This window comes from Corynebacterium confusum (genome assembly GCF_030408715.1).
GTDB lineage: Bacteria > Actinomycetota > Actinomycetes > Mycobacteriales > Mycobacteriaceae > Corynebacterium > Corynebacterium confusum.
In genome coordinates, this window is record NZ_CP047202.1 from 2,254,979 (window position 1) to 2,272,786 (window position 17,808).

Sequence of the window (17,808 nt, forward strand, 5' to 3'; positions counted from 1 at the left end):
ATAACCTTGGCGAATATCATTGAGCTAAGTTATGCTAACGCTTGTTATCACCTCAACCACTCTCTAGAACTCTCCCTGGAAGGGACCCCTAATGAACGCTCTCGCAGGTTTTCTCGCCCCGTTATTCCTCTCTTCGCAGCTGATCGGCGGCGCCCCCGCCCTTAGCTCCCAGAACGCACCGGTTACCGTCGCCCCGTACGAGTCCCTCGCCGAAAAGGCCTTCGGCTGCCCGTCCCCGTTTTGCCCGGGTCGGTAATTAACCTCCTGGTCGTCGACGACGACCCGCTGGTACTCGAAGCGCTAGGACACTACTTCGCTAGCGCAGACGACATGAAGGTTGGCGCTACCGCCGAAAATGGAAAAGCCGCCCTTGCTCTGCTCGGGGAGCAAGATTTTGACGTCATCGTGGCAGATATTCACATGCCGGAAATGGACGGCACGACGCTGCTGCGCAAGGTCGGGGAGATGGACAATCCCCCGGTCTTTATCGCGATGACCGCGATGGACAATGACGACACCCTCCTGGACGTCATGTCCCATAAGGCGGCCGCCTATATCCTGAAGAGCTCTAAGCCCACCTATATTTTGGAAACCGTGCGCGAAGCCGTAAAGGGCGGCACGGTGGTCACGCCGCAGTCGCTGACCCGCCTGGTCGAGCACCTGCCGGAGCTCCAGACCACCACCATGCGCCCGACGGCCGCGCTGGATAGTTACGATATTCCGCCGGCACAGCTACGGGTGCTGGAGCTGCTGTGTGAGGGCCAGTCGAACGCGGAGATCGCGGCATCGACGGGCTATGCCGACGGCACGATTAAGAAATACATCTCGTACCTGCTGGCCGAATTCCAGGCCAAGTCGCGCCTGGATCTGGCCATCAAGGCGCTCAAAGCCGGCTACGGCCAGTAATAGCCGCCCACCCCGCTCTACCCCCTAGGTCGGGACTTCCTGCGGAAACGAATCAGCCCTTCTACCCCCATTAGGCAATTTTTCCTACACACTAGCGTCAGTTGTGTGGGTTTCTTATAATGACCGAAATAGCAAGCAGCATTACACCCACCACTTGTGGTTGTCTAAGTCACAAAGGCAGTAGGGTGGCTGCACAACATAACGGTCGTTCCGCCCGGGGCGTCCGCAATCACGAGTCTTTGTCTTAGCTCTAGTGCCTGTGCGCTAGCTCCAGACCTAGTTCTATCTCTTTGTCCTCTAGCCAGGTAAGGAAGGTGAGCGTTGAACGTCTTTCTGGCGCGGATTCGCCGCGCGAGTGACCGGCCTCCCGTATAGACAGCCGGCACACTCCGCCACAAAGATTGGTCCAACCTGCGGCACGCGCACCCGCGTGCACGGCAAGCGTATGGCTGCTTCCCCGCCAGAGAATTCTTCCCCAACCCGGTTGGGGCGGCGTTCGGCGCGGCGGAAGCGTTAAATAACACTTTCCATTTCCACCCGGCCCGGGTAAAACCCCGGGACGCTCGACTAACCCGCACGCCAGCTGGGGATAGCCGCAGCGAGCCACCATCACTGGCCCGGGTCTCACCGCACACAGAGGTAGAACCACCATGACTTCTCCTGCCAACACCCGTTTGCCCGAATCCGACGACGTCGAAGCCATCGTCGAATCCGCCGTCCGCCAGGCCCGCACCTGGCTCGCCGCTAGCGCTAACGAGAAAGACCAGGCCACCGAGCAGCTCGCGGACCTGCTGCGCGACACCGACGGCGTTAAGTTCACCATGGACTTCGTCGACCGCGTTATGCGCCCGGAAGACGACAAGGTTGCAGCTCACGCGCTGAAGAAGATTAACGAAAACTTTGATCCGGCCTTCCTGGGCAAGATCAACGCCTCCCTGATCGGCTTGGGCGGTTTCTTCGGACCGATCCTGCCGAACCTCGTGATGCCGCTAGCCCGCATGCGCATGCGTCAGATGGTCGGCCACTTGGTCGTCGACGCTGAGTCCGACGTCCTGAACAAGACCCTGGACAAGGCCGCCGAGTCCGGCGAGCAGCTCAACCTGAACCTGCTGGGCGAGGCCGTCCTCGGCGAGGACGAGGCCCGCTCCCGCACCGAGCGCACCCTGGCGCTTATCCGCAACCCGCGCGTGACCTACGTGTCCGTGAAGGCCTCTTCCATCGTGGCCCAGCTCAACCCGTGGGACATCGACGGCTCCGTCGAGCGCCTCAAGGAGCGCCTGCGCCCCCTCTACGAGGAGGCCGCCAAGCGCAGCCCGAATGTCTTCATCAACCTGGACATGGAGGAGTACCACGACCTCCACCTGACCATCCGCCTGTTCAAGGAACTGCTCAGCGAGCCGGAGTTCAAGGAGCTGGAAGCCGGCATCGTCCTGCAGGCCTACCTGCCGGATACCTTCGCCGCCCTGCAGGAGCTGGCCGAGTTCGCCAAGCAGCGCGTGGCCGAAGGCGGCGCCAAAATTAAGATCCGCCTGGTCAAGGGCGCCAACCTGTCCATGGAGCACGTCCAGGGCGAGGTCCACGGCTGGCCGGTCGCCCCTTACATCACCAAGCCGGAGGTCGACGCCAACTACTTCCGCCTGCTGGACTACATCCTGCGCGATGAGTTCGCCGACTCCGTGCGGATTGGCGTGGCCACCCACAACCTCTACACCGCCGCCCTGGCCGCGGAGCTGGGCAAGAAGCGCGGCGTCATGAACATGATGGACTCCGAGATGCTGCAGGGCATGTCCCCGGCCCAGCAGGAGGCCGTCCGCAAGGTCTTCGGCGGTCGCCAGATCCTCTACACCCCTGTCGTCCACATGGAAGACTTCGACGTCGCCGTGTCCTACCTGGTCCGCCGCCTAGAGGAGAACTCCGCCCCGCAGAACTTCCTCTACGCCCTGTTCGCCCCGGACGAAGCCCGCAGCGATCACCTGACCCCGCTGCAGGATCAGGAAGCCCGCTTCCGCCGCGCCGTGAAAGACCGCTGGGACACCTTCGCCGGCGCCCGCCGCCAGCAGGACCGCAACGCGGAGGAAGGCCAGGGCCGCCAGGCCCCGGTCACTGGCCGCTTTGTCAACGAGCCGGACACCGACCCGGCGCTGCAGGCCAACCGCGAGTGGGCCCTGAAGTGGCTGGACACCGACCCGGGCGAGCACACCGTTACCCAGGTCACCGACCCGGCCGAGGTGGAAACCGCCGTGGCCAAGGCAAAGACCCTGGCCGAGGACTGGGGCTCCAAGACTGGCCACGAGCGCGCTGAGGTCCTGGATACCATCGGCGACCACCTGGCGGATTACCGCGGCCGCCTGGTCAGCGTCATGGCCCACGAGGCCAACAAGACCGTGACGCAGTCCGACCCGGAGGTCTCCGAGGCCATCGACTTCGCCACCTACTACGCGCACTCCGCGCGCCTGCTGGACGAGGCCCGGTCGAAGTTCACCCCGAACCGCGTGACCGTGGTGACCCCGCCGTGGAACTTCCCCGTGGCCATCCCGGTCGGCGGCGTGCTGTCCTCCCTGGCGGCCGGCTCCACCGTCATCATCAAGCCGGCCCCGCAGGTCGTCCACTGTGCCCAGGTAGCCGTGGAGGCCATCCACGCCGGCCTGAAGGAGCACGGCCTGGACACCGACCTGGTTCAGCTGGTCTACACCGACGAGAGCGAAGCCGGCAAGACGCTCATCTCCCACGCAGACGTCGACGCCGTCATCCTGACCGGCGCTTCCGACACCGGCGCGCTCTTCCGCTCCTGGCGCCCGGAGATGAACCTGATGGCTGAGACCTCCGGCAAGAACGCGCTGATCATCACCCCGGCCGCCGATCCGGACCTGGCCATCCAGGACCTGTACCTGTCCGCCTTCGGCCACTCTGGCCAGAAGTGCTCCGCCGCCTCCCTGGTCATCTTCGTCGGCGCCGCCGGCACCTCGGAGCGCCTGCGCAACCAGCTGCTGGACTCCGTGCGCACGCTCATCCCGGGCCCGGGCTACGAGGTCAAGACCACCATGAACGGCCTGGCCGAGCCGCCGAGTGAGAAGCTCTACCGCGGCCTGACCCAGCTGGAGCCGGGCGAGAAGTGGCTCATCAAGCCGGAGAAGCTCAACGAGGAGGGAACCCTGTGGTCCCCGGGTATCCGCGACGGCGTCCAGCCGGGCTCCTGGTACCACCTCAACGAGTGCTTCGGCCCGGTGCTGGGCATCATGCACGCCGAGACCCTGGAGGAGGCCATCGAGTGGCAGAACTCCACCGGCTACGGTCTGACCGGCGGCATCCACTCCCTGGATGACGAGGAGATTGACTACTGGATCGACCACGTCGAGGTCGGCAACGCCTACGTCAACCGCGGCATCACCGGCGCTATCGTCCAGCGCCAGTCCTTTGGCGGCTGGAAGAAATCCGTCATGGGCCCGGGCGCCAAGGCCGGCGGCCCGAACTACGTGCCGCAGATGGGCACCTGGGAGGACGGCGAGCTGCGCGCCCGCGACGTGGACATCAAGGCCAACATCGCCGGCGAGCTGCGCCAGTGGACCGACCGCCTGGACTCCGTGCTGGACGAAGGCGACGCCTCCTGGCTGTGGCGCGCCGCGGAGCTGGACCAGCTAGCCTGGCAGGAAGAGTTCGGTCGCAACCACGACCGCACGGCTCTGATCTCGGAGGCCAATATCTTCCGCTACCGCCCGCTGCTGTCGGCCCTGTCTGTCCGCGTTGGCGAGGGCTACAAGGTCCGCGACGTCGCCCGCCAGCTGCTGGCCACCGCCATCACCGGCACCCCGATCGACATCTCGGCCCCGGCGAACATCGCCGCGGACCTGCGCGACATGGGCTTCCGCGCCCGCACCGCCAGCACTGAGGAGTTCGCCAACGAGGTCGCCGAGATGTCCTCGGCCCGCATCCGCGCCCTCGGCGCGGTGGAGCAGCCGGTCCAGGAGGCCGCGGTCAAGTCGAACTCGGTCGTCCTCGACCAGCCGGTCCTGGCCGATGGCCGCCGCGAGCTGCTGCCGTACCTGCTGGAGCAAGCCATCTCCGTGACCATGCACCGCTTCGGCATCATCCGCGATACCGGCGATATCCGCCGCTAGGGGCAGTACCAGCGTTTCCGCGGCCGCCGCTTGTATGGCAAAGTTGGTCCCTATGGATAGCCAGCATGACGATATAAGCACCGGACAAGCGTCCGCCTCCCACCAGGCGGACGCCCAACCGGCCAAGGAAAACGCTCAACAAGACGCCAAGAAGGACCAGACCACCACCCTGGTCAGCCAGGACGACCACGGTCTGGGCCGGGAAACCGCGCGCGACACGCCCGGCGACTCGGACAAGAAGGCCCAGGTACTGAGCGCGGATCTGAACTCCGCCGCGCGCACCTCGCTGCAGCTCATCGCTGTCATCGCGGGCGTCGCCGTCGTCGGCTACCTCCTGCGCTTTATCTGGGTCGGGCTCCTGCCAGTCATCCTGGCCATCCTGGTCAGCACCGTGCTTTTTCCCATCACTGCCTGGCTGCGCCACCACAAATTCCCGCGCGCCCTCGCCGCGGTCACCACTCTGCTGGCCTTCTTACTCATCTTCGTCGGCATCTTCTCCGCCATGGCCCCGGTGGTCTCCAACCAGGGCGCGACGCTGGTCAGCCAGGCCGAAAGTGGCATCAACGAGCTGGGCCACCTGGTGGAAGAATCTCCCATCAACGTCGATGGCGGGCAGCTCGAATCCGTCATGGACGACGCGGTGAGCTTCCTCAGGGGCCAGGCCAGCAACATCGCCACCGGCGTGATGACCGGCGTGTCTGCGGCCAGCTCCGTCCTGGTGGCCTTCGTCATCATGCTCTTCGTGACGTTCTTCATCATCAAGGACGGCGACAAGTTCCTACCGTGGCTGCGCAAGTACACCGGTTCCGCCGCCGGCTGGCACATCACGGAGCTAGGCTCGCGCATCTGGTCCACCCTGGCCGGCTTCATCCAGGCCCAGGCCGCCGTGGCCTTCGTGGACGCTGCGCTCATCGGCCTGGGCCTGTGGGCCCTGCAGGTGCCGCTGGCCTTCGTCATCGCCGTGGTGACCTTCTTCGCCAGCTTCATCCCGATCATCGGTGCCGTCACCGCCGGCGCCCTGGCCGTCATCATCGCGCTGGTATCCAACGGCCTGACCAACGCCCTGCTGGCTCTGGCTCTCATCGTCATCGTGCAGCAGGTGGAGGGCAACCTCCTGCAGCCGCTGCTGCAGTCCAAGGCCCTGGGCCTGCACGCCGCCGTGGTCCTGCTGTCCGTGACCATCGGCTCGACGTTGTCCGGCATCATCGGCGCCTTCCTGGCCGTGCCGGTGGCCGCCACCATCACGGTAATGCTGCGCTACTACGCCGAGATGACCGGCCTGCGCTCCGGCGAGATCGACCCGGACGAGCTGGACATCTCCACCGGCGAGGGCCCCACCCCGCGCCAGAAGGTCGCCGAGCTCTTCCACTCCATGAGCCCACAGCACTAAGCAGATACTGCTAGCTAAGCTGCGCGCACGCTAATGCCCGGGCCGATAAACACCGGCCCGGGCATTGTTGTGTTTTTAAGCGTCTCGACTAGCGCGGCAACAGGCCCAAGTCGGTGACGGCGGACATCAGCTGGCGGGCGCCACGGTCCAGCACGCCGGCCCAGGTGCCCACGGAGGACTCGTCGGCCGGGTCGGAGACCTGCTTGAGCAGGGTGCAGGGGACCTCGAAGCGCTGGCAGACCGCGGCCACGGAGTAGCCCTCCATGTCGCACAGGGCGGATTCCTGGGCCAGGCGGTTGCGGGTCTGGGTATCGGAGACGAAAAGGTCGCCGGTGGCCAGCGAGCGCACCGGCAGGCGCCCGGAGGTAGGCAGCTCGATGCGCTCGGGCAGCAGGTACTTGCCGAGGTCGGACAGGACCTCCAGCATGAAATCATGCTTGGTAACCGCGTCCACCTCGAAGACGCCGGCTAGGCCGTCGTGCAGGGCACCGGCGGTACCGATATTGACCACCCGAGAGGGCATCTCGTCACGCAGGCGGGCCTCGGTCAGAACCTCGGTCAGGGAGATTGCGGCCGGCAGCGTCCCAATGCCGGTAATCAGCAGTGCGGCGTCGTCAGGGACGTGCGCCGCTTCAGCGTCGACGGCAGCCACAAACAGCGGTTTATCAGCAATGCATCTCATACTTTCGATCTTACGTGGACACCGGATCGCTTAGCACGGCGGCTCGGGTTTAGTGCCCGCCGCTCCCCGCGATCGCGCCGCGACCTCAGCCCTGGTGGGCGAATTCCCACAAGGTAGCTGCGTGGTGCGGATTCACCTCGATGTCGAAGTGGGTGGCTGCGCCCGGCTCCTCGCTGCCGCGCAGCAGCACGCGGGCCAGGAAGCGGTGGTGTTCTACTCCCAGCTCGCCTAAGACCTGCTGGATGATCTCCGCGTGCTCGAAGCAGAAGCCGCCGCGGCATCGGCAAGCGCGGGCGGACCGGATACCCGGTCGCGGTACTGTTCCAGCATGGTGCCTGGGCACCTCCTTATTGCCGGGCGGCTTCCCTCAGCCGCCTACGTCGGTGGAGGCCCATGATACGCGGGCCCTGCCGCCGGCTACCGCAGGCGCCGCCCCACGAAGCCGGCCGCCAGGGTGTTGCCGGTGCTCGGGTCCACCAGCAGGAAGTTGCCCACCGCGCCGCGGGCGGCGTAGTCCTCGACCGGCAGCTCGACCGGGGTCTGGAGCACGACGTATGCGATCTCGTTAAGGGTAACCGCCTCCGGGTCATCCTGGTCGGCCACGCCGTCTAGGTCCAGGATGCGCTCGACCTGGGTGATGCGGGCCTTGACCACGGCGGTGCCGTAGCGCAGCTTGACCATCGGGCCGGGCTTTAGGTCCTTTTCCGTCAGCGCGACGACGGTGGCGGCGAACTCGCGGGTGGCCTCCGGCCGCTCGGTGCCGGCGATGAGGTCGCCGCGGGCCAGGTCCACGTCGTCGGCCAAGCGCAGCACGACGGATTCGCCGGCGCGGGTGACCTCTACCTCCCCATCGGTGGTGTCGATGTGGGTGACCGTGCTGGTGCGGCCCTCCGGCAGGGCCACCGTGTCGCCGACGGCAATGGATCCTGCCTGCACGCGGCCGGCGTAGCCGCGGTAGTCGCTGGCGTGCTCGCGGATGACGTACTGGATGGGGAAACGGAAGTCCAGGTCCTCGGCGCGGCCGCCGGCCACCGGCACGTCCTCGAGCGCCTGCAGGACGGTCGGGCCGGAGTACCACTCCATCTGGGTGGAGGGCTCGACCACGTTATCGCCCTTGAGTGCGGAGATCGGCACGACCTGGGTATCGGTCAGGCCCAAGCGTTCGGCCAGGGCGCCGAATTCTTTCTCGATGGCGCGGAAGGTCGCTTCGTCGTAGTCCACCAGGTCGATCTTGTTGACGGCCAGGATGACGTGGCGCACGCCCAGCAGGGCCGCGACGTTGGCGTGGCGGCGGGTTTGCTCGACCACGCCGTGGCGGGCATCGATAAGCAGCACCACGACCTGGGAGGTCGACATGCCGGTCACGGTGTTGCGGGTGTACTGCACGTGCCCTGGGGTGTCCGCCAGGATGAAGGTGCGCTTGTCCGTGGCGAAGTAGCGGTAGGCCACGTCGATGGTAATGCCCTGCTCACGCTCTGCGCGCAGGCCGTCGACCAGCAGGGACAGGTCCATGCCGTCGAAGCCACGGTCAACGCTGCTGCGCTCCATGGACTCCATCTGATCGGCCAGCACGGACTTGGTGTCGTGCAGCAGGCGGCCGACGAAGGTGGACTTGCCGTCGTCTACGGAACCGGCGGTGCATAGGCGCAGCGTCTCGCGCTCTTTGAGCTGATCCACTCCCTGGACCGGGGACGGGCTTTGGGTGGTAGGCATCAGAAATAGCCCTCCTTCTTGCGATCTTCCATGGCGGACTCGGATAGCTTGTCGTCCGCGCGGGTGGCGCCCCGCTCGGACAGGGTAGAAATGGAAATCTCGGCCAGCACCTCATCCGGGGTGGAGGCGGTGGACTCGACGGCGCCGGTGCAGGACATGTCGCCGACGGTGCGGTAACGCACGGTCTTGGTCACCAGCTCCTCGCCCTCGGCCGGCCCGCCCCACTCGCCGGGGGCCAGCCACATGCCGTTGCGGTTGAACAGCTCGCGCTGGTGGGAGTAGTAGATATCGGGCAGCTTGAGGCCGCGGGCGCCGATGTATTCCCAGATGTCGGACTCGGTCCAGTTGGAGATCGGGAAAACGCGGATGTTCTCGCCGGCCATCTTGGCACCGTTATAGAGGTTCCACAGCTCCGGGCGCTGGCGGCGCGGGTCCCAGCCGCCGAAGGAGTCGCGCACGGAGAAGATGCGTTCCTTGGCGCGGGCGCGCTCCTCGTCGCGGCGCGCCCCGCCCAGCACGGCGTCGTAGCCGCGCTCGGCGATGGTCTCAACCAGCGGGACGGACTGCAGCGGGTTGCGGGTGCCGTCGGGGCGCTCCTGCAGGTCGCCGCGGTCGATCCAGTCCTGGACCTTGGCCACGTGCAGGCGGGCGCCGGATTCCTCGACCAAGCGGTCGCGGAACTCGATGACCTCCGGGAAGTTGTGCCCGGTGTCCACGTGGAGCAGCTCGAAGGGCACGGTGGCCGGGGCGAAGGCCCGGCGGGCCAGTTCGAAGACCACCACGGAGTCCTTACCGCCGGAAAAGAGCAGCCCAACCTTGTCGAACTGGCCGGCTACCTCGCGCAGGATGTGGAGGGATTCGTTTTCTAGATCTTTCAGGTGTGGGGAAAGTGCAGTCATTATTCGTGTAACCCGCATTCTGTCTTGCCGTCAGCGAATACTCGTCCCGAGCGGGCGTCGTCGCCCTCTGCCACGGGGAAGGTCAGGGGCGCGCACCCGATGGAGCGGTACCCCTGCAGGGTAAGGGGGTGGATGATGAGGGCGTGGTCGCGGATGTAGGCATCCGTGTCATCCAGATCCCAGGTGATCATCGGCGAAATCTTGAGCCGACCCGTGCGGTCCAGGCTGAGCGCTGGGGCTTCCGCACGGTGCTCGGAGTCCGCCCGGCGAAGGCCGGTAATCCAGCCCACGTAGTCATCCATGGCCATGTTCAGCGGCTCCACCTTGCGCATGCGGTTGTAGGAGGCCACGTCCCAGGAGTACATGCGCGGGCCGTAGATTTCGTCCTGCTCCTCCGGGGTCAGCAGGGGCCGGATGCGGCGCAGCGGCAGGTCCGGGTAGCGCTTTTCGACGGCGTCGGCGGTCTCCAGGGTTTCCGGGAAGTGGAAGCCGGTATCGATGAAGAGCAGATCCCCGTCGAGCCCGGCCTGGTGGGCCAGCTCGGCGAGCACGGTGTTTTCCATGGACATGGTCACCGCCACGCGGCCCGGCGCGTGGTTCACGGCGAAGTCCATGATCTCTTCCGCGCTGGCGTTGTACAGCTTGTCCGCCCAGCGGTCCACCAGTTCCTGGTTGGCGGCGGCTACCGCGGGCGGCAGTGGCGCGGTGTCCCGGGTTCCTTCCGGACTCTGGCTGGCGTCGCGATAATTCTTACCACCACCCAGCAAGTTCACGTTTGTTGTCATTATTTTAAGTGCGCTCCTTTGGGGTCAGTGCACCTTACTCTAGGTAATGCGGCCGGTTCGCGCAGCCGAAGTTCCAGCTCCGGGCACCCACGGGGGCGTTGTACTTGGGGAACGGGCAGAATATAATTGCCCCCATACTGAACCGCTCGGACTATATTTACAGACAGTACGGTCTAGACGAATTGCACTAAGGAGGTCATCATGCCTAGCGCCCTCGGCTCGCGCGTCGCCGTCATCGGCGACGGCCCCGCCGCGCTTTCCGCCACGGAACGACTCATCGGGGCCGGCATGTGTGTCGATCTCATCTCCTCCCGGCCCGCCCCCTTCGGGCTCCTGCGTCACTTCGCCGCCCCGGGCACGCCCACCGACGGCATGCCGCACCTGCGGCTCATCGGCAACGTGCGCGTCGGCTCCGACGGCGACATCACCCACCGCGAGCTGCATGCGCTAAGCAACCACCCCGACCCCGATCTGCTGGTCCTGGAGCTGCACGCCCGCGGCCTGGCGATTACCACCTGGGAGGGCTGCTTCCACCCCGCCGCGGCGACCGCGGAGCCCGCGGCACCCACCGACTGGGACGCCGTCATCAGCCGCGCCGGCCTGGCGCCACTGTGCTTCTAGGCTTCTAGGCAACTAGCCTTCCCCGATCCTCGCGCAGACCGCTTTACACAGCTCTAGGCGGGTGTCCCGGCCTTAGATTACTATTGCCTGCGTGGAACTTATCCGAATTATTATGAGCCGCTCGAAGCCCTACGTCGGCTTCGTCCTCGCGGTGCTCGTCCTGCAGTCGGCCTCGACTGCGGCGACGCTCTATCTGCCCTCGCTGAACGCCAGCATCATTGACGAGGGCGTATCCCGCGGCGACGTGCCCTTCATCTGGCGCACCGGCACTATCATGCTGGGCGTGGCCCTAGTCCAAGTGCTCACCGCCGTCGCCGCGGTCTGGTTCGGCTCCCGCACCGCCATGGGGCTGGGCCGGGACCTGCGCCGGGAGGTCTTTGCCAAGGTCACGCGCTTTTCCTCCGAGGACCTGCACCACTTCGGCACGCCGACGCTGATTACCCGCGCCACCAACGACGTCCAGCAGGTGCAGATGGTCTACCTGATGGCACTCAACTTCATCATCACCGCGCCCATCATGTCCATCGGCGGCGTCATCATGGCCATCCGCGAGGACGCCGGGCTGTCCTGGCTGGTCTGGGTCTCCGTGGGCGTGTTGCTGGTGGTCATCGGGCTCCTGATCGCCAAGCTGGTGCCGCTGTTTAGCCGCATGCAGCTGCAGCTGGACGCGCTTAACGGCACGGTCCGCGAACAAATCGCCGGCATCCGCGTGGTGCGCGCCTTCGTGCGCGAACGCTTCGAGACCGAGCGCTTTACCGAGGACAACCGCCAGCTGACCCAACTGTCGCTGCGCATCGGCCAGCTCTTCGTGCTGATGTTTCCCATCATCACCGTCATCCTCAACGTCGCCACCGGTGCGGTGTTGTGGTTCGGCGGCCACCGCATCGAGGCCGGCGATGTCGCCGTCGGCTCACTGACGGCGTTCCTGCAGTATCTGCTACAGATCCTCGCCGCGGTCATGATGGGCTCGTTCATGGCCGTCATGTTCCCCCGCGCGATGGTCTGCGCCAAGCGCATCACCCAAGTGCTGGCCCACTCGCCCAGCATCGACGAGCCGGCCAACCCGCAGGACCCGCCAGCCGCGGGGACTGGCTGCACCGTCGAGATGCGCGAGGTCAGTTTCAGCTACGCCGGCGCCGAGGAACCCGTGCTCAGCGACATCAACTTCACCGCGCACCCCGGACGCACGACCGCGATCATCGGCTCCACCGGCGCGGGCAAGACCACGCTGATCTCGCTCATCCCGCGGCTCTACCTGCCGGCTTCCGGCCAGGTCCTCATCGACGGCGCGGACACCGCGCTGATGTCTAGGGCCGCCCTGGTCAAGCGCGTCAGCATGGTCCCGCAGAAGTCCTTCCTGTTCAGCGGCACCGTGGCCAGCAACCTGCGGATGGGCAACCCGGCAGCTAGCGATGCCGATCTGTGGGACGCCCTGCGCATCGCCCAGGCCGACTTCGTCAACGACCTCGACATGCCGATTGCCCAGGGCGGCACGAACGTCTCCGGCGGCCAGCGCCAGCGCCTGTGCATCGCCCGCATGTTGGTCGCCCGACCCCAGGTCTACCTCTTCGATGATTCCTTCTCCGCCCTGGACGTGCTCACCGATACTCGCGTGCGCGAGGCCATGCAGGAACGCGCGCGGGAGGCGACCACCATCATCGTCGCCCAGCGCGTGGCCTCCATCCAGGACGCGGACCAGATCCTCGTGCTCGAGGCCGGGCGGATCGTGGCCCGCGGCACCCACGAAGAATTGCTCACCACCTCCCCGACGTACCGAGAAATCGTCGAATCTCAAGAGACTGCGAGGGCCTAAACCATGGCTGATACTCCTTCCACCTCCCAGCCCACCGATTCCCAGCCCACCGACGCGGAGCTGGCGGCTCTCGAGTCCCAGGTCTCCGGCGACGACTGGTCCGGGGCCGCGCCCCGCCAGGCCAAGCACTTCTGGCCCTCGGCCACCCGGCTGGTGGGCCTGCTCGCACCCTACAAGTGGCAGCTCGCATTCGTGGGGCTTTTGACCGTCGGCAGCGTCTTCCTCACCGTCTACGCTCCCCGGGTGCTCGGGCGCGCGATGGACGTCATCTTCTCCGGCGTCGTCTCGCGCCAGCTGCCCGCCGGCCTCAGCGCCGAGCAGGCCGTCGAGGGCCTGCGCCAGACCGGCCACGACCGGATGGCCGACATGGCGGCCGCAATGGATCTGGTGCCCGGCAGCGGGATCGACTTCACCAAGCTTGGCCAGCTCATCCTGATTGTCATCGCCATGTACGTCTTAGGCTCGGGCTTCCAGCTCTGGCAGGGGTTGGTGCTCAACCGCCTGGTGATGGACACGGTCTTTAAGCTGCGCCAGGACGTCGAGGCCAAAATCCACGCGCTGCCGCTGAGCTACTTCGACACCACCCAGCGCGGCGACCTCCTCTCGCGCACCACCAACGACCTGGACAACGTCCAGCAGGCCCTGCAGCAGGCGCTGTCCCAGCTGTTCTACAACCTCCTGCTCATGGCAGGTATAACCGTCATGATGTTCACGGTCTCCTGGCAGCTCGCGCTCGTCGCGCTGCTAGCCATCCCGCTGACCGGCGTCATCATGGCGGTCATCGGCACCCGCTCGCAGCGCCAGTTCGTCTCCCAGTGGCGCTCTACCGGCCAGCTCAACGGACAGGTCGAGGAGTCCTTCACCGGCCAGGAGCTGTCCCTGATCTTCGGGCGCACCCAGGCCATGCAGGAAGAATTCGATAACCGCAACACCGCGCTCTACGAGGCCAGCGCCTCCGCGCAGTTCCTGTCCGGCATGATGATGCCCATCATGCAGTTCGTCTCCTACCTGTCGTACGTGGCCATCGCCGTCCTCGGCGGCCTGCGCGTGGCCCACGGGCAGATGACGCTGGGCGATGCCACCGCGTTCATCCAGTACTCCCGCGAGTTCAACCAGCCGCTGGGCCAGCTCGGCGGCATGATGCAGCAGATCCAGTCCGGCGTCGCCTCGGCCGAGCGCGTCTTCGAGTTCCTAGACGCCGACGAACAGTCCCCGGATCCGGCGCCGGCCGGAGGGAGCTCGCCGCAGCGCGCCCGCGGGCTGGTTGAGTTCCGCGACGTCAGCTTCTCCTACGACGACCAGACCCCGCTCATCGAGGACCTCAACCTGCGCGTCGAACCCGGCCAGACGGCCGCCATCGTCGGCCCCACCGGGGCGGGCAAGACCACGCTAGTCAACCTCATCATGCGCTTCTACGACATCGACTCCGGGAGGATTCTCCTCGACGGCACGGACACCGCCGAGCTCTCCCGCGGGCAGCTGCGCAGCCAGGTCGGCATGGTGCTCCAGGACGCGGTCCTGTTCAAGGGGACCATCGCCGACAACATCCGCTACGGGCGCTTGGACACCACCGACGAGGAGGTCGTTGAGGCGGCCCAGGCCACCTTCGTGGACCGCTTCGTGCACTCGCTGCCGGATGGCTACGACACCGTCATCGATCAGGACGGCGGCTCAGTCTCGGCCGGCGAGCGCCAGCTCATCACCATCGCCCGCGCCTTCCTGGCCCAGCCCGCGCTTCTCATCCTGGACGAGGCCACCTCCTCGGTCGACACCCGCACCGAGATGCTGGTCCAGGACGCCATGAACGCTCTGCGCGCCAACCGCACCTCGTTCATCATCGCGCACCGGCTCTCTACCATCCGGAACGCGGACGTCATCATCGTGATGGACAACGGGCGCATCGTCGAGCAAGGCAGCCACTCCGAACTGCTCGCCCGGCGCGGCGCCTACTGGCGGATGAATATGAAATCTTGATTCCACGCCCTACCCTTTAGTCTAGGTAAGGTACTTTCCCCCTTGACTTATCCGCAGCCAATGAAGGAGCCCGCCCATGCTTACCGGCTGGATCGCCGTTGTCCTCTCGTTGCCCGTCTGGGCGTATTTCGGCTACCGCGCCTGGGGCATGTTCTCCTTCATCCGCTCCGGCGGCCCCACCCAGCTCAACCGCTTCGACCAGCCGCTGCACCGCCTGGGCCGCGTGCTGGTGGAGGTCTTCGGGCACGCCCACTTCAAGGGGCGCCCGCTAGTCAACGCCGCGCACTGGCTGGTCATGATCGGCTTCCTCTTCGGCATCCTGGTCTGGTTTGAGGCCTATATCCAGGCCTTCAACCCGGCCGGCGGCTGGCCGCTGTTGAGCGACTGGCCGGTCTACCACTTCCTCGAAGAGGTCCTGGCGCTCGGCACCATCTTGGGCATCGGCTTCCTCGTCGCCGTCCGCCTGAAGCTCGGCCATACTGAGCGCGGCAGCCGCTTTTATAATTCGCAGACCACCAGCGCCTACCTGGTCGAGGCCATCGTCTTTTCCGAGGGACTCGGCATGCTGCTGGTCAAGGCATCCAAGCACGCCACCTACGGCGGCGGGAGCTGGGCCACCGACTTTGTCAGCCTCCCGCTGTCGCAGGTGCTGCCGGCCTCCCCGGGGCTCATCCAGGCCTTCGCGTTGTTCAAGCTGCTGACCGGCCTGGCGTTTATCGTGCTCCTCTCCCGCCAGTTCACCTGGGGAGTGATGTGGCACCGCTTCCTGGCGTTTTTCAACATCTTCTTCCAGCGCAACCCGGATGGGGAGAAGGCCCTGGGCAAGCTGCCGACCCCGGATCTGGAAGAAGACCTCACCCCGGGCAGCTGGAAGCTGCTGCTGGACACCGGCACCTGCACCGAGTGCGGGCGCTGCCAGGATCTGTGCCCGGCCTGGAATACTGAGAAGCCCCTGTCACCGAAGAAGCTGGTCATGGACCTCGGTTCTGCCGCGGTGGATAACTACAACCCGCACGCGGGCGTGGACGTGCTGTCCATGGCCGGGGTCATCGATGACGATGTCCTGTGGTCGTGCACCAACTGCGGCGCCTGCGTCGACCAGTGCCCGGTCGACATTGAGCACCTCGACCACGTCGCGGATCTGCGCCGCTTCAAGGTGCTGGCCGAGTCCGATTTCCCCTCGGAACTGACCGGCCTGTTCAAGAACCTGGAGACCAAAGGCAACCCGTGGGGCCGCAACAATTCTGAGCGCCGCACCTGGATCGACCAGGCCCGCGCCGACGGCATTGAGATCCCCATCATCGGTGAGGACGAGACCGATTTCGCGGACCTGGAGTACCTGTTCTGGGTCGGCTGTGCCGGCGCCTACGACGACGCCGCCAAGGTCACCACCCGCGCCGTCGTCGATCTGCTGCACACCGCCGGCGTGAAATTCGGTGTGCTCGCCACCGGGGAGACTTGCACGGGTGATCCCGCCCGCCGCGCCGGCAACGAGTTCCTGTTCCAGATGCTGGCCCAGGAAAACGTCGCCACCCTCAACGAGACCTTCGACGGCGTGCCCGCCGGGCAGCGCAAGATCATCACCACCTGCCCGCACTGCTTCAACACGCTGCGCAACGAGTACCCGGACTTCGACGGCCACTTCGACGTCTTCCACCATACGCAGCTGCTCAACCGCCTGGTGCGCGACGGGCTGCTCAAGCCGGTGCCCCGCACCGCGGAAAACCGCAAGCCCATCACCTACCACGACCCGTGCTTCCTGGGCCGCCACAACAAGGTCTACGACCCGCCCCGGGAGCTGCTGGAGGCCACCGGCGTCAAGGTCAACGAGATGGACGCCACCCGCGACTCCGCCTTCTGCTGCGGCGCCGGCGGCGCCCGCATGTTCATGGAAGAAAAGCTCGGCACCCGCGTCAACGAGTTCCGCACCGAGCAAGCACTGTCCACCGGCGCCGAGGAAATCGCCACCGGCTGCCCCTTCTGCAACGTCATGCTCACCGGCGGCGTCAAGACCCTCAACGAGGGCAAGACCCCTGTCACCGACGTCGCCCAGATGCTACGCAGCTCCATCGCTACCGATGCCGACGGCACCCTGCCGCCAGCCCGCCCCAAGGCCTTCCTCGGCGAGCCCATCCGCCTGACCCGCATGACCGCCGAGCCCACCGAGAACACCACCGACACAGCAGAAACAGCGAACACCGAAACCGTCACGCCCGCACGGCCGGCAGCCCCAGCAGCACCTGCTTCCAAGGCCCCGGCAGCACCTAGCGCGCCGGCCGCTGCTCCCAGTGCTCCGGCTGCACCGGCCGCGCCAAGCAATCCTTCCGCGCCGGCTGCTCCTAGCGCTCCCGCTGCACCATGTGTGCCGAGCGCACCTGCCGCTTCGGCAAGTCCCGCGTCTTCGGCTCCCACAGCTCCCAAAGCACCTGCTGCCCCGGCATCGCCTGCGTCTTTTGCTCCAGCAGCACCTAGCGCGCCCGCAGCTTCCAGCGCACCTTCAGCCCCGGCTGCGCCGAAGGCTCCTACTGCACCCGCAGCTCCCCAGGCACCTGCGGCACCTAGTGCCCCGAGCGCACCCTCTGCGCCTTCGGTCCCCAAGGCACCAGCAGCGCCTGAAGCACCGGCCGCGCCCTCTGCCCCGGCGGCGCCAACTGCACCAAGTGCGCCAGCCGCGCCGAGCACTCCTGCTGCCCCGGCTGCACCGAAGGCTCCTACTGCACCCGCTGCACCCCAGGCACCTGCCGCGCCTTCCGCGCCGGCAGCGCCGAGCGCACCCGCAGCGCCCGCTGCTCCTTCGGCCCCGGCTGCTGGTTCGGCATCGGATGCCGAACCGGACGCTGAGGCAGACTCCGACCAGGACGACTAAGGCGGGCGTCGGCTGCGGCATCGTGAGTGAGCTGCGTGACGCTG

The 17,808-nt window shown here is 66.3% G+C and carries 14 protein-coding genes; 9 read left to right on the plus strand and 5 right to left on the minus strand.

Annotated elements, in window-relative coordinates:
• Positions 1-6 precede the first annotated feature (6 nt).
• From CCONF_RS11530 to CCONF_RS10480, 5 genes are all read left to right on the plus strand, one after another.
• Positions 7-165 carry a DUF1569 domain-containing protein gene (locus tag CCONF_RS11530; protein WP_353959503.1) on the plus strand — a complete coding sequence of 53 codons (159 nt, stop codon included), beginning with the start codon at positions 7-9 and terminating at the stop codon, positions 163-165.
• Positions 92-256 (plus strand): hypothetical protein, encoded by a 165-nt coding sequence (locus tag CCONF_RS10465; RefSeq protein WP_290223489.1) that lies wholly within the window; start codon positions 92-94, stop codon positions 254-256. Before CCONF_RS11530 ends, CCONF_RS10465 begins: the two co-directional genes overlap by 74 nt.
• Positions 241-906, plus strand: coding sequence for a response regulator transcription factor (locus CCONF_RS10470; RefSeq protein WP_290223491.1), 666 nt, complete (start codon positions 241-243; stop codon positions 904-906). Before CCONF_RS10465 ends, CCONF_RS10470 begins: the two co-directional genes overlap by 16 nt.
• A gap of 650 nt (positions 907-1,556) precedes the next feature.
• Positions 1,557-5,021: a proline dehydrogenase family protein gene (locus CCONF_RS10475; RefSeq protein ID WP_290223493.1), complete on the plus strand. Its 3,465-nt coding sequence runs from the start codon at positions 1,557-1,559 to the stop codon at positions 5,019-5,021.
• Between the two features lie 52 nt (positions 5,022-5,073).
• A complete protein-coding gene (locus tag CCONF_RS10480) occupies positions 5,074-6,411 on the plus strand; it encodes an AI-2E family transporter (protein ID WP_290223495.1) in 1,338 nt (445 codons plus the stop codon).
• 88 nt (positions 6,412-6,499) lie between these two features.
• Here the strand turns inward: CCONF_RS10480 and CCONF_RS10485 are convergent, their stop codons facing one another.
• The 5 genes from CCONF_RS10485 to CCONF_RS10505 all read right to left on the minus strand — a co-directional run bounded on the left by CCONF_RS10485 (position 6,500) and on the right by CCONF_RS10505 (position 10,490).
• Positions 6,500-7,093 (minus strand): nucleosidase, encoded by a 594-nt coding sequence (locus CCONF_RS10485; protein ID WP_290223497.1) that lies wholly within the window; start codon positions 7,091-7,093, stop codon positions 6,500-6,502.
• A gap of 85 nt (positions 7,094-7,178) precedes the next feature.
• Positions 7,179-7,436 carry an arylamine N-acetyltransferase gene (locus CCONF_RS10490; protein ID WP_290223500.1) on the minus strand — a complete coding sequence of 86 codons (258 nt, stop codon included), beginning with the start codon at positions 7,434-7,436 and terminating at the stop codon, positions 7,179-7,181.
• A gap of 74 nt (positions 7,437-7,510) precedes the next feature.
• Positions 7,511-8,806, minus strand: a complete 1,296-nt coding sequence (locus CCONF_RS10495) for a sulfate adenylyltransferase subunit 1 (protein ID WP_290223502.1) — start codon at positions 8,804-8,806, stop codon at positions 7,511-7,513.
• On the minus strand, positions 8,806-9,705 hold the full coding sequence (cysD, locus tag CCONF_RS10500; protein ID WP_290223504.1) for a sulfate adenylyltransferase subunit CysD: 900 nt from the start codon (positions 9,703-9,705) through the stop codon (positions 8,806-8,808). Before cysD ends, CCONF_RS10495 begins: the two co-directional genes overlap by 1 nt.
• Positions 9,705-10,490 carry a phosphoadenylyl-sulfate reductase gene (locus tag CCONF_RS10505; RefSeq protein WP_290223506.1) on the minus strand — a complete coding sequence of 262 codons (786 nt, stop codon included), beginning with the start codon at positions 10,488-10,490 and terminating at the stop codon, positions 9,705-9,707. Before CCONF_RS10505 ends, cysD begins: the two co-directional genes overlap by 1 nt.
• Before the next feature lie 201 nt (positions 10,491-10,691).
• Here CCONF_RS10505 and CCONF_RS10510 point away from each other — a divergent pair, with 201 nt between their 5' ends.
• From CCONF_RS10510 to CCONF_RS10525, 4 genes are all read left to right on the plus strand, one after another.
• Positions 10,692-11,111, plus strand: a complete 420-nt coding sequence (locus CCONF_RS10510) for a methylenetetrahydrofolate--tRNA-(uracil-5-)-methyltransferase (RefSeq protein ID WP_290223508.1) — start codon at positions 10,692-10,694, stop codon at positions 11,109-11,111.
• Positions 11,112-11,202: 91 nt separating this feature from the next.
• A complete protein-coding gene (locus CCONF_RS10515) occupies positions 11,203-12,924 on the plus strand; it encodes an ABC transporter ATP-binding protein (protein ID WP_290223511.1) in 1,722 nt (573 codons plus the stop codon).
• A gap of 3 nt (positions 12,925-12,927) precedes the next feature.
• Positions 12,928-14,898, plus strand: coding sequence for an ABC transporter ATP-binding protein (locus CCONF_RS10520; RefSeq protein WP_290223513.1), 1,971 nt, complete (start codon positions 12,928-12,930; stop codon positions 14,896-14,898).
• A 76-nt stretch (positions 14,899-14,974) separates the two neighbouring features.
• Positions 14,975-17,764 carry a (Fe-S)-binding protein gene (locus CCONF_RS10525; protein ID WP_290223515.1) on the plus strand — a complete coding sequence of 930 codons (2,790 nt, stop codon included), beginning with the start codon at positions 14,975-14,977 and terminating at the stop codon, positions 17,762-17,764.
• The last annotated feature ends 44 nt before the right edge of the window (positions 17,765-17,808 follow it).